The organism is Streptococcus sp. 714 (assembly GCF_013277115.1).
Classification (GTDB): Bacteria; Bacillota; Bacilli; order Lactobacillales; family Streptococcaceae; genus Streptococcus.
Map to the genome: position 1 here is coordinate 90,307 of NZ_VMMH01000010.1, position 14,080 is coordinate 104,386.

Annotated in this window: 15 protein-coding genes and 2 pseudogenes; 2 read left to right on the forward strand and 15 right to left on the reverse strand. The window is 34.3% G+C overall.

Annotated elements, in window-relative coordinates:
• Positions 1–4: 4 nt before the first annotated feature.
• Both HT718_RS04685 and HT718_RS04690 read left to right on the forward strand, forming a co-directional pair.
• Positions 5–316 carry a hypothetical protein gene (locus HT718_RS04685; RefSeq protein ID WP_173267625.1) on the forward strand — a complete coding sequence of 104 codons (312 nt, stop codon included), beginning with the start codon at positions 5–7 and terminating at the stop codon, positions 314–316.
• A gap of 17 nt (positions 317–333) precedes the next feature.
• On the forward strand, positions 334–744 hold the full coding sequence (locus tag HT718_RS04690; RefSeq protein WP_173267627.1) for a hypothetical protein: 411 nt from the start codon (positions 334–336) through the stop codon (positions 742–744).
• 491 nt (positions 745–1,235) lie between these two features.
• Here the strand turns inward: HT718_RS04690 and HT718_RS04695 are convergent.
• The 15 genes and pseudogenes from HT718_RS04695 to HT718_RS04765 all read right to left on the reverse strand — a co-directional run.
• Positions 1,236–1,394: pseudogene (locus HT718_RS04695) on the reverse strand (integrase); the annotation flags it as partial.
• A gap of 262 nt (positions 1,395–1,656) precedes the next feature.
• Positions 1,657–2,727, reverse strand: coding sequence for a tyrosine recombinase XerS (gene xerS / locus HT718_RS04700; protein ID WP_173267635.1), 1,071 nt, complete (start codon positions 2,725–2,727; stop codon positions 1,657–1,659).
• 258 nt (positions 2,728–2,985) lie between these two features.
• On the reverse strand, positions 2,986–3,429 hold the full coding sequence (locus HT718_RS04705; RefSeq protein ID WP_173267638.1) for a MepB family protein: 444 nt from the start codon (positions 3,427–3,429) through the stop codon (positions 2,986–2,988).
• A 67-nt stretch (positions 3,430–3,496) separates the two neighbouring features.
• Entirely contained in the window at positions 3,497–5,047 is a 1,551-nt protein-coding gene (locus tag HT718_RS04710; protein WP_173267640.1) for a ClC family H(+)/Cl(-) exchange transporter, read from the reverse strand.
• Positions 5,048–5,063: 16 nt separating this feature from the next.
• The gene (locus tag HT718_RS04715) at positions 5,064–5,843 is read right to left on the reverse strand and encodes a ribonuclease HII (protein WP_140832671.1); all 780 of its coding nucleotides are present in this window, start codon (positions 5,841–5,843) and stop codon (positions 5,064–5,066) included.
• The gene (gene ylqF, locus HT718_RS04720; RefSeq protein ID WP_049540156.1) at positions 5,830–6,681 is read right to left on the reverse strand and encodes a ribosome biogenesis GTPase YlqF; all 852 of its coding nucleotides are present in this window, start codon (positions 6,679–6,681) and stop codon (positions 5,830–5,832) included. Before ylqF ends, HT718_RS04715 begins: the two co-directional genes overlap by 14 nt.
• An 81-nt stretch (positions 6,682–6,762) precedes the next feature.
• A pseudogene (locus HT718_RS04725) lies at positions 6,763–8,271 on the reverse strand (site-specific integrase).
• 84 nt (positions 8,272–8,355) lie between these two features.
• The gene (locus HT718_RS04730) at positions 8,356–8,589 is read right to left on the reverse strand and encodes a hypothetical protein (protein ID WP_001022845.1); all 234 of its coding nucleotides are present in this window, start codon (positions 8,587–8,589) and stop codon (positions 8,356–8,358) included.
• 266 nt (positions 8,590–8,855) lie between these two features.
• A complete protein-coding gene (locus HT718_RS04735) occupies positions 8,856–9,083 on the reverse strand; it encodes a helix-turn-helix transcriptional regulator (protein ID WP_000919635.1) in 228 nt (75 codons plus the stop codon).
• A gap of 103 nt (positions 9,084–9,186) precedes the next feature.
• Complete coding sequence (locus HT718_RS04740; RefSeq protein WP_078352188.1) at positions 9,187–11,016, reverse strand: SAG1250 family conjugative relaxase; 1,830 nt, start codon at positions 11,014–11,016, stop codon at positions 9,187–9,189.
• On the reverse strand, positions 11,003–11,368 hold the full coding sequence (locus HT718_RS04745; RefSeq protein WP_002933308.1) for a MobC family plasmid mobilization relaxosome protein: 366 nt from the start codon (positions 11,366–11,368) through the stop codon (positions 11,003–11,005). Before HT718_RS04745 ends, HT718_RS04740 begins: the two co-directional genes overlap by 14 nt.
• 4 nt (positions 11,369–11,372) lie before the next feature.
• Positions 11,373–11,729 carry an SAG1252 family conjugative relaxosome accessory protein gene (locus HT718_RS04750; RefSeq protein ID WP_000817507.1) on the reverse strand — a complete coding sequence of 119 codons (357 nt, stop codon included), beginning with the start codon at positions 11,727–11,729 and terminating at the stop codon, positions 11,373–11,375.
• 293 nt (positions 11,730–12,022) lie between these two features.
• Positions 12,023–12,313 (reverse strand): DUF5960 family protein, encoded by a 291-nt coding sequence (locus HT718_RS04755; protein ID WP_050237734.1) that lies wholly within the window; start codon positions 12,311–12,313, stop codon positions 12,023–12,025.
• A complete protein-coding gene (locus tag HT718_RS04760; RefSeq protein ID WP_048773369.1) occupies positions 12,303–12,668 on the reverse strand; it encodes a hypothetical protein in 366 nt (121 codons plus the stop codon). Before HT718_RS04760 ends, HT718_RS04755 begins: the two co-directional genes overlap by 11 nt.
• Positions 12,665–14,080, reverse strand: coding sequence for a Y-family DNA polymerase (locus tag HT718_RS04765; protein WP_173267642.1), 1,416 nt, complete (start codon positions 14,078–14,080; stop codon positions 12,665–12,667). Before HT718_RS04765 ends, HT718_RS04760 begins: the two co-directional genes overlap by 4 nt.

The following is a 14,080-nucleotide window of genomic DNA, read 5'->3' on the forward strand; positions in this document are numbered from 1 at the left end:
AAATATGCCTGAAGTTATCATCGTCGAGGGTAACGATGATCTGGGAGAATTTTTCCAAGTTGATGGTGAGCTATTTAGTGATATTGAACTTTTAGAAAACCTTAAAAAGTGGCGTGAATGGGAAGTGCAGGTTATCGTTGATGATTGGTGTAACCGTAGTCTAAATGAAGATGAAACAGGAATCTTATATTTTCCAAAGCATGAGGATAAAATGGACTATATCCGATTTAACAAAGGTTTAGAACCTTTATATCACGCGCTAGATGAACCTTATACAACAATCTCAAAAAGTGAGTGGTTAAAGCTATTAGATTAATAATTTAGGAGGTAATCATGCCAAAGAAGAAAATTGAGCGTATTTCAGTAATCCACAGAGAAAAAATTTTATGGCTCAAGTGGTATTTCATGAGAGATAAAGAAAATCCTAAGTATAGTATCCTTGAGAGTAAAATGTTTGATGCTGCTAAAAAGCAAGATCTGCTTGCTTATAAAAAATACACCACGATTAAACAGATAACAGATATTAGGGTACAGACTAGTGAAGACGATTTTTTAACGGCCATTAAAGAGGTTTATGTGTATAATCACATGAATGTTATCGGAGCTTGTCAACGTATATTATTTGTTAGTCAGTCGTCAGCCTATAACAAGCTAAATAAATGGTTTGAAACTTATTCAGATTTGTATTTTAGTATTATTCCATTACCGAATATGGGAGCGTATCATGACTTGGTAGATATCTAATTGATTGTATGATATAATAAACCAAAGTACAATGAGTAGTATATAGGGATTGCGCCTTGATTGAGGAGATTCCGGTTCGAATCCGGGCTATTGTGCTAGCATCTAGGAAACTAGGTGCTTTTTGTTTCTATCAATTAAGTGCCTACTCCATTGCTGAATTAAAAAAATAACACTATGAAAAGTGCTATTTCCCTTGCCTGCTGAACTCGTCAATTTTATTACCTTTTTTGTTACCCCTCAAAAATACCCTACTTGTTTGTACCTTGTCACTTTTACTAGATTAGACAAAATAAGCTCTTTAAAATTGTGCATTTTTGGGGTACTTTATTATAGGTATATAACTTGAAAAAATAAAATAGTTCATTGAACTATTTTATCCCGAACCTTGAAATTCAAAAGTTCGGCCGTTGATTTAACAACGTTTCTAGCCCTTCGGATTTTATCCGAAGGGCTATTTTTGTGTTCAGGGGGCATAAAAGGGGCATAACTTTTTAAAAAATATTTTTCATTACTTTGTCCAGTACATTGATTGCTTCATCTTTCATGTTTTTTGTAACGTGTGTGTAGATGGAAGTGGTGACCTCAGAATCAGAATGACCAACCCTATCCATGATTGTTTTTAAAGGAATTTTATTTTCTGCTAAAATATTGGCCATCGCAGGCAGTATGTTTTTATAGGTGCTCAATTTGATTTATTTTTGTGGGATCCTCTTATTTTAAGATGAATACCAATTATAAGTGATTTGCATATCCAGGATACTACAAAGAAAGGCAAGCTAGTGGCCACATAAATTTTATTTCATATTCTTTAAAGCTGTTTACTCTGTTAGCAATTTTATTTGATATGATCAAATAAAATTAATAGTTTATTGAATCCCTTTCTAATTTATTACATAATTTATTTTATGTAATTTATAAACTGTCCAGAGCATTCTTTTGTTCATCATTGACGATATGAGTATAGAGGTCAGTGACTTGCGTACTGGCGTGTCCTAGCTGGTGGCTAACCAAAACTTGCGATTTAGTTGCATCATAGAGCCTAGTTGCTAGGGTATGGCGGAGTTTGTGGGGAGTGACACGTACTTTAAAGTTTTCAGAATACTTAGCGACCATTTTTTCAACACTAGAAGCATCAATTCGATTTGGAATTCCACGATATAGAGTCAAAAAAAGTGCTGTATCTGTTTTTTCAGTCTGATAACGCTGACTTCTTATTGAGAGATAGTTTTCTAAATAAGGCTTAGCAAAGGCTGCGACATTGACCGAGTCACGTTTACCACCTTTTCGAGTGACATCAATAACCATCATTTTGAGATTGAGATCTCTTAGATCTAGATTAACAGCTTCAGATAGGCGAACACCTGACGCCAAGAGAAGGGCAATAATGGCTAAATCACGTTCCTTATTTTTATTGAACGATGATAGAGCACGATTTGAGAGCTGTTGTGGGTACTCCTGGTCGATATAAGTCAGAAAACCTTCTGTTTCATCACCTAGAAAAAGTTTTTGCTTGATGTTTTCAGCTCTGGCAGCAAGTGTTTCTTTCTTTTTCTTGGTTGAAACTTTCTTCATTACATTTCGATAGAAATAAGGTTCTCCTTGGTCGTTTTCAACTTCCTCGGTCAGATACTTGTAAAGACTAGAAAGGGCTGACAAGGTGCGGTTGATTGTCGTCTGAGAAACACCTTGCTTGGTTGTATTGGCGCTCAGCAAAGGACGTTCACGTAGATAAAGGATAAAAGCTTCCACGTCTTTCTTAGACATATTTTCCAAGACAGACAAAGGAATATCAGACATTTTATCGGCGTTTGATATACCAGACTCCAAAACCCAGCTGAAAAATCGATCGTATTCCTTGAGGTATTCGTACAAGGTTGTAAAACTGTAGGGAACAGCAAGCTTAGATTGGTAGTATTCCAAAACATACCAGGGCATGATTTGTTTTAATTTATCGATTCGTTCCAGTAAAATCTCACGTTTCATGTATTTTCTCCATAATTAAGTCTACTAGTAGTATAGCATAGGTTTATATATTTTTCAAGAAAATTATAGTTTTTCGGAAAGATGTTCTAGGAGTTTTTTAAGTGATAAAAAAGACTTACTTTATAAATACTACTAGAAATAGGTCATTAGACTAAAAAAAACTGATTTTATGTTGAATAAAAACCAAGTCTTTTTTGTATATATGAATCCATTAAAAAATTTTTAACGTTTTCCCATTCAAATTAGAAAAAATTATTCTTATAATTCAATTTCTCTAAAAAATTTCAATTGCCAATTTTGTGTTGCTAGAGCCGTTGTATTTAAATTTGTGCACCAAGGTGGATAAAATCTCATAGACATTTTCCCATTGTTGTCTTTTGTTGATAGAATTTTTCTACGGATAGCCTCTTCATTTGAAATAATAAAAAGTCCGCTCTTATCATTATCGATAACAACAATAACGAGTTCATCTCCCAAATCTTCATTGGTATAAGGAATGTTCTTGTTATTTTGGTCTTTTTTCCAAAATGCTGTAAAATATCCTTCTTTTTTCGGTGTTCTTTTTGCCAAGCGGCATCTTTTATATTCTTTATCTTCATCTTCCTTTATATTGATGAGGATGCCTTCGTATTTTTCATTACACTTTTCTTTAATGAATTCAAAATCACCATAAAATTTATGTAGAACATCAAGTATTCTCATTATGATGTAGGTCCTCCTTGGAATTTTCTCAATTAAATTGTTTACATAATATAAATTATGTAAAAACCTACAACAACAAATCTTTGACTTTCCCAATTTCACTTTTTGGAATTACCAAGTGGATCATATCCCCCAGATACATTCTGGTTGAGCCGTTAACTGTTTGGCTCTTACCATTATGAACTTGTGTTGTGATGAGGATGTTATGTGGTAAGTTGAGCTCGTGTACTTGTTTTCCAGCGATTTTGTCAGATACAGGGATTTCAATGAGTGTGACTTCTCCTTCATCTGTCGCTTCTTCAGGCAGCATTTTTTCCAACATAGCCTCATAGACTGGTGCCCCCTTGAGCAAATCCATGATGATGTAAGCTACTAAGGTTACTAAGCCAAGTGGCATGAGGTTGCGAATGTCGCCTACCATCTCGGTTACCAGAATCATGGCAGTTAAGGGAGCCTTGGATATTGCTCCAAAATAGCCACTCATTCCCAGAATGACAAATATAGGAAATTGCTCCTGACTGACAAGTCCAAGATTGACACAAATAATACCAACTAGAGCTCCAAGTAAGGAGCCAAGCGCCAAAATTGGTAGGAAAATTCCTCCTGGAAGGCCACTTCCATAACTAATCATGCTCCAAACAAAGCGAATCAAAAAATAAACTAATAGAATTTGGAAACTAAAATCTTGCTCAGTTAGGGAAAGAACCAGCTGATTTCCACCACCAAGGATTTGGGGTAAGAAGATTCCCACTGGTATGATGAGAATAAAGGCAATAATTGGGTAATAAGCCCTATCCAAATGGATTTTTTGACCAAGCCAATCATAAACTCGACCAACATTGAGCACAGCTTTCTCATAGAGAAAACCAGATAGTCCAAGAAAAACTCCCATAACCAAGTAAATCCAATACTGATCAAGGGTCATGAGTGGGATATTGTCTGGCATATCCAGTACGGGTGTTAGGCCAAATATGAGTAAAGAAACAAAGTTTGCTACGAGACTAGCTGCGAGAGTAGATACCCAGAAAAAGCGTGAAAAATGGTGATAAACTTCTTCTACCACAAAGAGAAGTCCTGCAATCGGTGCATTAAAGGCTGCAGCTAGACCAGCGGCAGCTCCACTCGCAATCAGGGAACGCTCCTCTACTGGACTGGATTTGAGCCACTTGGCAATTCCTTTACCGCCGACCGATCCAAGTTGAATACTGGGTCCCTCACGCCCCAGCATGAGTCCACTGGCAATAGCAAGAATACCTAGCACATATTTTTTCCAGAGAACGCTCCACCAGTTGATATTCATCAATCCCTTTAATTCTGCTTCGACTTGAGGAATTCCTGAGCCTTTGATATCTTTTTCTGACCGAGTTAATTTCGCACTGAGCCAGCAGATGAGTATGTAAAATAAAACCAGTACAAAAAGATTGCGCACTAGGTGCGCTTGATCTTGATAAAATCCTTGTATCAGGTGGAATCCTTTTTCAATTAAGAAACGAAAGGATCCAACGATAATTCCAACAACGAGACCAACAAGGATTCCTCGTCCAACTTGGGATAATATAGTACTTGAGGCAAAGGCAAATTCTTTCTTGGAACTGAGTGTTTCTGACTGTTCCTCCATAATCATTCCTTCTAACTTAACTTTCTTTTTCTCTTGAAACCAGTGATTTTACTGGTTCAAAGCTGGTTCGATGAATTGTGGTAACTCCTAGTTTTTCAAGTCCTACCAGATGTTTAGCTGTTCCATATCCTGCATTAGCAGCAAAATCATAGCCAGGGAACTGCTGATCGTAGTCCTTCATCAATTCATCACGTGTCACCTTGGCTACTATGGAAGCTGCTGCGATCGAGAGAGAATTAGCATCGCCCTTGATGATGGAGGTTTGTGAAATTGGTAATTCCAACTTCATGGCATCTATCAAAAGGTGCTCAGGTTGAGGACTGAGTTGGGAGATTGCTTCCTTCATAGCCAGTTTGGTCGCTTCATAGATATTGACTTGGTCGATGACCTGATTATCCATGATACCAATCCCGATTGACAAGGCTTGGTCTTGAACTGCTTTGAAAATCTCCAGATGCTTCTTTTTAGGAATTTTCTTGCTATCGTTGAGACCTTTAATCTTACAATTTTGAGGTAAAATAACGGCTGCCGCGACTACAGGGCCAGCAAGAGGACCACGGCCGACCTCATCAACACCAGCAATTAAGGTCAATCCTTGCTTATAAAGTTCTTTTTCATAAGAAAGCATGGATTCCAAACGCAAATTTTCATCTAATTTAGCTTGAATGGCTTTTTTACGCTTGCTGATTTCCTTTTGAACTCCAGAGCGACCATCCTTTTCAAGTTCTAAAAAAATAGGGCTTTCTAAATCCTTGACTGTTGCAAGGAGTTCTTTTATTTCTTTAATCGTCGCCATCGAGGTCTTCCAATGTATCTAAGGTATAGTTACCGAGTTTACCATCACGGACTTCCTTCACGAAGAGACTGTAGAAACGGTCATAGTCGTCTCTGAAACCGAGGGCGCGGGTCATGTCCATAATAATAACAGGAGCTTCTTCTTCAATTTTCATTTGTTTGAAGCGTTCAGCCAGCTTTTCTGGATAATGTTCTTTGAAATAATTGATACCAAAAATGGTCACCTCATCCATAGGAAGCAACTGGTCTTTGATAGCTCCAGTCAAGGCTAGTTTAAGAGCGACAGTTTCGTCTTCGAACTTAGGCCAGAGAATCCCTGGTGTATCCAAGATTTCCAGGTCTTTATTGGTTTTGAGCCATTGTTGCCCCTTGGTCACACCTGGTTTGTTACCGACAACGGCAATCTTCTTACCAGCTAAGCGGTTCATGAGAGTTGATTTACCAGCGTTTGGAATACCGATAATCATGGTACGCAAGGTTTCAATCTTAATCCCACGTTCTTTCTGGCGAGCAATCTTATCAACCATGAGCTTTTTAGCTGCGTCTGTTACGACTTTTACAGTCACTTGTTCTTTAGAGTTGATAGCCAGAGTCTGAATTCCTTGTGATTCAAAATACTGACGCCATTCCTTGGTTATTGCTGGATCGGCCAAGTCTGCCTTGTTTAAAATCAAGAGTTTTGGTTTATCACCAACAATCTTGGTCAACATAGGATTTTGACTAGATAGAGGTAAGCGTGCATCCACCAAAATCGTCACAAAATCAACAAATTTTAAATTTTCCTGCACCTGTCGACGCGCTTTAGACATGTGACCAGGAAACCATTGAATAGTAGCCATTGAGTTTTTTTCCTTTCGTAGCAAGGGTTTAGAGCCCCTATTTTATTTTACTATTGTCTAAACACCAAGCGAACACCAAAACTACCATGCAATGGAAAAACCTCTGATTTGATTCTCACTTGATTTCACAATCTTTATATCAAACTGTGGGTGGTATTTGACAATATCTTTTTTGATTTTTAATAGTAAATTTGAAACAATATTTTTAGGTGAATAACGTGGACTAAGATGTAACAAGTCTTTGAACTCATCAACACTTAATTCTACTTTATTGCTATTATCACTAGTTTCAATGAATTTTTCAACCATTCTGGAATATTTACAGGTATAACTTTTCAATTCTTCAAAATGGAAATTGTGATTTTCTACAAATTGATTTAAGGCTTTTACAGTATTTTCTTGTGAACGATTTATATTATGTGTATAGCCCATTGTTGTCTCAAAGTTAGCGTGTCCTACTCTAGTCATAATATCTTTCACTGCTATGTGCATCTCATTACTTTGAAGGTAACTAATATGCATATGCCTAAACGAATGGGGAGTAACATGTTTTACCCACTTAAAACCATAGTCACTTAAACAATTTGTCAATAATTTTCCTTCTATTCGTTTCAAAATTTGACGAAAAGTGCTTGATGTTATTGGAGAGCCGTATTCTGTTCTAAATACACTTTCAGAATGTGTAAAAGCAGGACAGGGATGTTTCTCCATATAAGCATCAAACTCTTTATTTCTCTGTATTGTCCTTTTAATAGCTTCGCTTGCCGCTTCAGGCAAAGCTACTTCTCTAATTGAATTGAGTGTTTTAGTTGTATCAAAATGAAATTGTTCAACTTTTAAACAATGATATTGAAGTGCCTTATCAATATGCAAGATTCCTTTTTCAAAATCAATATCTGATGGTAAAAATGCAGCTTCACTAATTCGAATACCTGTCAGCAATAATACTATAGCAAGATCATAATAGTTTGCATTTCTGCATTGGCGTAATACATCAAAAAATGCGTGTAATTCATGGATTTCTAGAAATTTAGAATCATGTCTTTCTTTTGCTTTACGCCTTTTCTCTAGTGAAATATCTAGTTTTACCGCAGTCATAGGAGAAAACTTAATGACATTATATAACACACCATGATTAAAAATCTTATTACAAGTACTTTTTATATGAGTCATTGTTGAAGGCGATGCATCATACATTTCTAAATATTTATTGAGACTTTTTTTCATCAGAAGTGGAGTAATCCTGTCTAATAAAAAATCATCTCCTATAATTTTCCCAAGACGCTTCATAACCAGTAGTTCTCTCTGAATTGTTTGTGGTTTAACAGAGACACACCAAGTCTGAAACCAATTTTCTTTTAACTCTCCAAATGTTGTGATCAGTTCAGGGCTAAACTGACTTTCAAATGAAGTAGTTAGTCTATCTATTTTATCAAGAACCTCTCTTTCAGCTTGTTTTCTCGCCCTACTGGTATTCTTAGTCTAACTTACAGTTACTGATTTCCACTTTCCTGTTAGTGGATCTTTGTACTTTTCAACCACTTGATATAAGGGTTGCCCTTTTGAATTTGTTTTAGTTACATAATACATAATTTAATTCCTCTTAACTCTTAAAAAGAAATAAATCATTGTTGTATAGAATAAATAACTACCCTATATTATACCATGACTTCCTTATTTTGTCCGCTTTTGCTTCCATCTTAAGAAACTTTCAAATCCTTCTAGATTAATGAAAACAAGTTTATGGGTTGGGTTAATTACATACATGGAAAATGTTCTGTTTTCTCGCATTTCTTTAATCCATCTGTTCAATGTATATTGATTTAAACCATCCCATCTTTTTAGAATTCCTTTTTTATCGGCCCATTCTGCAATGGAATTTTCGACAGATATATATTTTATATTCATGTCATCATCCTTCCTAAAAAATATTTTCTCCTCCACGGCATGACTGATGAAGTCATCATAAGAATTTCACTTGCTGCTCTTTCACGATGGCAGCCTGAACGGTCAGAAGTATCATTGTATATCATTTGTATCATGGCATATAAAGTATCGCTCTATTTTATTGATGGTTTTAAAATCGCTCTTATCATGGCGAACCATTCAAATCTGCTCCACAAATGAGGAAAGTACCATTTTGGACTATTCAATTGTCAATGTGCTTTCTTCACCTAATACTTTTTAGAGTAATGGTCTTCTTTATTATCCACTCGACCTACAAGGTAATCTAAACTTACATTATAAAAATCTGCAAGTTTGATAAGGTCGTCTATAGAGATTAACCTGCTACCTGATTCCATTTTAGAATACGCTGATCTTGTACAATTTAAGATTGTTTTTGCAACATATTCTTGTGTCAAATCAGTATCCTCACGTAAATCTCTAATCCTTTTCAACATATAATGTCTCCTAAAATAAGTATAGTATAGTTACTTTCTTATTTTATGAAATGTGACAAATTGGCACACGAAAGTCTTATATACATACTTTTTAGGAAATTGTTTACTCTATATGTATCTCATTTTCCTTGATAGATTTCGTATTTTTTGTTTTCTGGTAGTTCTTTATCGTACGATTAAACATCTCAAATAAATTTATAGCTTCCCTATGTTGTTCCTTCAGTTTTTCAAGCCTTCCTTTATAAATGAACAAATCTTTCTCTATTGTGTCCACTGATATTTTGACATTAATATTATCTTCTAAATTTCCTGAACCATTTTCCATATCATTCAACAATATTTCCTCTAAACTAGACAAATTATCAATTTTATCTTGGACTTGTTGAATCATATTCTCTAGATATGATATTCGGTCAATAAAATCTTTTGTTATGTCTTCAAAAGTATTCGGACTATTTTCTGAAGATATAAGAAAATCTAATTGTTCTATTTTTTCTTTAATTTTGCTAAGAGGAATTCTTCTATACATATACTGCGGTTCATACTGAAGATTAAATTGCCTAATCAAAGTTTTACCTTTCATAAAGCGATTTTTTTCTGCTGAATCTTTATGATATACATAGTAAGAACTAGTTTCTCTCAGAAATACTTTAACTTTTTCTTCTTCCATATTGATTTGAATATTTGGTACAAAAATAAGTCCTTCTTGTCGGATACCAAACTGTACCTTAATGTAAATTCCATCTTCTACTACTTCTTCAACTTGATTAAGATTCAACTCTACTTCAAACTCATGAACAGCATCCCTATTTCTCTTGAAATCTTGATATGATTTCCATACCACATCTTCTGTCGGCAACTTTTTTTCTTTAATTAGCTTTTCTTCATTGTAAAGTTCAACTAAATTTTTATTATCTAAGACAACAGTTTTATTTTTGTTATTAAAATAGTCTTGAAAATAACTAACATTATACTGATTCGTTTTTACCAATTCCTGCTCTGAAAGCTTAATCCCATCAAATTCAAATAGAACATGTTTTTCTTTAGGAATTATTTTTAAACCAAACAATTCTGCTTGTTGAATCAATTCATTTATATTCTTCATTTTTTGAAGAAGAAATTCTAAGATATTTATGATTTCCCTTTGAACAAACTTTTTCTTAAAGTAAGTTTCATTATAAGGTTGTTTTCTATTCAATTTATTATCACGCACCACCTGTTTCATAGTTGAATCCGTCATAAAAAAGGTGGCATGCTTGTGTCTAAAATCAATTTTTAAATTTAAAGCTCTAGCTTTTTTCTTAAGATCTTCAAAATTTTTCGAGTTCTCGATTAGAAAATATACTCGTTGTTTTATTTCGTATTTGTAATTTGTTTTTCGATAAACTTCATACTGATGATGAGAATAACGATTTTCTATAATTTTTGCGCCTACAATTTTTGAAAGACGATCTGAAACCATTCTTAGATTACGTTCTGCTTTATAATCCCATAGAAACTTTTTATCAGAATTCTTATCGATTGAATTGAGGATGATGTGATTGTGGATATGATCTTTATCAACATGAGTTGCCACGATAAATCGAAATCTACCACCTGTTAACTCTTTAACTGTCTCATAACCAATCTGATTGATTTGTTCTGGAGTAAGATGGTCATCTGGAGAAAAGGACTGAATGATATGATGAGAATGAATTTTTCTTTGATTTGTTTCTTGCCTATCATGACGAAATTCATAAAGAGTATCATTGCTTAAAAAATTATCATTGTACATCTTCACTAGTTCTTTATAACTAGGAAAATCTAAATAATTTCTCATGCCAAAATCTGAAACTAGTGTTAGGTTTTTTGTTTTACTTGGATTCAAAATATATTTGATTAGTTTACTACGATAATTTTTTCCATGTATCGCAAAGTGTTTAGTGATGACCATAAAATTTCCTCAATTTTTCAGATTGGATAAGAAAATCTTTCTCCACTTCTACTATTAACTCTTCTATACCTTTTCTCAATTCATCTAATTCAACTTCCGTTATTAAGTTCGAATAATTTATGCTTCTGGCGATTTGATTAATATTATTTCCTATTCGTTTTAATTCAAAAATTAAATCTTGATAACTATTTGTATCAATGGTGATGAAATTCATACCAGGATCTAATAGAGTTCGTCTAGCATATTCTGAAAAGGATAAGCAGTTACTTTTTGAGATATTTTCATTTAATTTGACTAATTCGAGATCAGATAAAAAGACTTTTTTTAAATTCGTTCTATATCGATGTTCCACTCTACTACCTCATGTATTTGTTACTAAAATCTTCACTAAGAGGACTTGTTTTTTCTACCTCTTTAATTAATTCTTGAATACAAGTTAACAGAATAGAAACATGTTCTTGAGTAACCTGATGATTTATTTTAGCAATTATTAATATTTCATGAACATCACGGCTAATTTGTTCCAACTTTTGATTTTTCCAAAGGTTGAACCATTTTTCCATCTGTTTTTGTCCATCAGACAATAGTAAACTTTTACGGAGAAAATCAGAAAAATTATCCTCTCCTTTCTCTCTCATTAAATCTAGTATTTGTTTTTCTTCCGTTTCTGTTAAGCGAAATTGTTTCCGAATACTACGTATATCTCTTTTCATATAACTTTCCTACCTCATTGATACCTGTACTGACAATGTAAGCTTACAGACACTGTCAGTACATTTTTCAAAATAGATTCAACATTTTTGTAAGGCTTTGCGAGCTCAGATATTGTGTCCACAATATCCCAAAAATCATATCGCCTGCCATTTCAAATCTCACGGTTTAAAAAACAAACGATATGAAAATGTGGTGGCACGCCCCCAAACCCCCAAGATAAATCAAAATTAAAAAAAGTATAACAAATACTTTTTGATAAAATTATCACAGAAAAAAGAGCCCTGTCGGACTCTTACAAATTAAAACAATGTCTCTGATATTCATACTGCCTAATCCCACTACTATCTTTGTTCATCTTGATAGAAAAAACAAAGTAATGATCACGATTGTCTAAAGATTTGCTTTTGTTTAATTTAAAATAATGTTTCTGAGACATAGCCATGGTGCGTAAAATATCATCAGTGATAAATGTTAATGGTATATCTAAAGCAGAATACTTGTAAAAATCTGACTCAAACCTTAAATGAGAATCAGAAAAATAATCTAGCTGTAATTTATCATCATATAATTCTTTACGATTCATATAAATCTACCCCTTCTATCTGTATATCGAGTATATCTCCCCATCTTAATCGAAGAAAACCAGAGTCTGATTTAATGGATATAGACTCTCTCCCAATCTCTTTAACAATACCCGATACTACTTTTCTTCTATTTGAGAGCTTACAAACAAAAGTTGCTGGGAATACATTCGTATAAAGTTGACGAACAAATAGAACTTTCTCCTCCATTGATAGGGAAATGGAGATGTCTTCTCTATTTTTTTCTTCCCAAAGAGAACTGGAATGTTCTGACAAAAAGAATCCCATCCACTTAGCCATCCCACGGTCTTGATACTCTCTTGCAGACAAAAAAGGTAAATAAGAACGATTCATCATTTTAGTCCATCTAATCCTCCAGCTGAATGACCACCAATGAGTTTACTTCTTGCGATTGTTCTAGAAGCTTGATCCAGGGCATTCCCTTTCAATAGTGAAGTAAAACCAAATTCTGTTCGAATAGCATCAATTGCGGACTGGAGCCTTTCTTCTTTTTCTATTTTCTCAACATCATCAAATAATGAAATCAATCCAAATGATTCATCTACTAAATCTGAATAGCTCACTGCAACACTTCTGATAGCTCCTGAAGTATATTTAGTGTGAAATAACTTTAAAACATAGTTTGTCAGTAGTGCTGTTTGATTGGTTGGTTCAATCTTCATTTGAGTATGAATAGATCGTTTCTGTTCCACTTTAGAATACCCTAAGTGTATAGAAACTACAGTTGCTTTCTTACCAGCTCTTCTCAATCTAACCGCAACTTGTTCTGCCATCTCACGAAGTATGATCTCAATATCTCTTGGTTTGACATAATCTCTAGGTAAAACTTGAGAGTTCCCTATCCCTTTTGACTTTGTCTTATAAGGTTTATGAACATTACTTTCATCAATCCCATTAGCATGAAACCATAACTCTAAGCCCATGATACCAAGCTCTTTTTTAATCAAGTCAGGATTAGCTTGTGCCAATTCTTTAATCGAAAAGATTCCTAAACTATGTAATCTCTTCTCCATACGATTCCCAATTCCCCAGAAATCTGTCATTTTAGGGATAGACCATACTTTCTTTTCAACATCTTCATAGGACCAATTGGCTCTCATTGTCGGAGTCTTTTTAGCTTCATTATCTAGTGCTAACTTAGCTAATAAGGGATTGGCATTAGACATACCTACCGTTGAATAGATTCCTGTTTTTCTCCAAATCTTTTTTTGAATAGCAGCTGAGATGATGTCTAACTTATCTTTTCGACTAATACTTTTATCAGGCACAAAGTAATTTAATGAACTGGTTAAATCTATAAATCCTTCATCAATTGAGTAGGGATAAATATCTTCTGGTGCTGCAAAATCTTGAAAGATTTTTTGAATCTCCATATTGACTGCAATATAAGTATCCATTCTCGGAGGAACAATCACTGTTGATTTTGCCCAGTCCTCTATATAACGGACATAGTCTATCGTTGTCGGCAAACCTTGTTTTCTAGCATTATAGTAAGAGAACTTTCTAGTCTTTACATCAAATGGTAAATCATAGGAACGTCCAACATTTGATTTCCCAAATATCTTCTTAAACATAGGAGAGGAAGCAAGGATTAACCCAGCAGAATTATCTGCTCGACTCATAACACAAAGTGAAGTCTTAAGTGGATGCAGGCCTCTATCTACACACTCCACACTTGCATAAAAAGATTTCATATCAATAAAGGCAATATCGCTTTTAGGTTCGAGACTATAATCAAACCAAGTCAT

What these genes read in the sequence shown, in the direction of transcription:
- HT718_RS04715 (WP_140832671.1), bottom strand. Translation starts at nt 5,843, where the DNA reads ATGGCGACGATTAAAGAAATAAAAGAACTCCTTGCAACAGTCAAGGAT.
- HT718_RS04760 (WP_048773369.1), bottom strand. Translation starts at nt 12,668, where the DNA reads ATGATGAATCGTTCTTATTTACCTTTTTTGTCTGCAAGAGAGTATCAA.
- HT718_RS04710 (WP_173267640.1), bottom strand. Translation starts at nt 5,047, where the DNA reads ATGGAGGAACAGTCAGAAACACTCAGTTCCAAGAAAGAATTTGCCTTT.
- HT718_RS04735 (WP_000919635.1), bottom strand. Translation starts at nt 9,083, where the DNA reads ATGTTGAAAAGGATTAGAGATTTACGTGAGGATACTGATTTGACACAA.
- HT718_RS04690 (WP_173267627.1), top strand. Translation starts at nt 334, where the DNA reads ATGCCAAAGAAGAAAATTGAGCGTATTTCAGTAATCCACAGAGAAAAA.
- HT718_RS04740 (WP_078352188.1), bottom strand. Translation starts at nt 11,016, where the DNA reads ATGGTCATCACTAAACACTTTGCGATACATGGAAAAAATTATCGTAGT.
- HT718_RS04755 (WP_050237734.1), bottom strand. Translation starts at nt 12,313, where the DNA reads ATGAATCGTAAAGAATTATATGATGATAAATTACAGCTAGATTATTTT.
- HT718_RS04685 (WP_173267625.1), top strand. Translation starts at nt 5, where the DNA reads ATGCCTGAAGTTATCATCGTCGAGGGTAACGATGATCTGGGAGAATTT.
- HT718_RS04730 (WP_001022845.1), bottom strand. Translation starts at nt 8,589, where the DNA reads ATGAATATAAAATATATATCTGTCGAAAATTCCATTGCAGAATGGGCC.
- ylqF (WP_049540156.1), bottom strand. Translation starts at nt 6,681, where the DNA reads ATGGCTACTATTCAATGGTTTCCTGGTCACATGTCTAAAGCGCGTCGA.
- HT718_RS04765 (WP_173267642.1), bottom strand. Translation starts at nt 14,080, where the DNA reads ATGACTTGGTTTGATTATAGTCTCGAACCTAAAAGCGATATTGCCTTT.
- xerS (WP_173267635.1), bottom strand. Translation starts at nt 2,727, where the DNA reads ATGAAACGTGAGATTTTACTGGAACGAATCGATAAATTAAAACAAATC.
- HT718_RS04750 (WP_000817507.1), bottom strand. Translation starts at nt 11,729, where the DNA reads ATGAAAAGAGATATACGTAGTATTCGGAAACAATTTCGCTTAACAGAA.
- HT718_RS04705 (WP_173267638.1), bottom strand. Translation starts at nt 3,429, where the DNA reads ATGAGAATACTTGATGTTCTACATAAATTTTATGGTGATTTTGAATTC.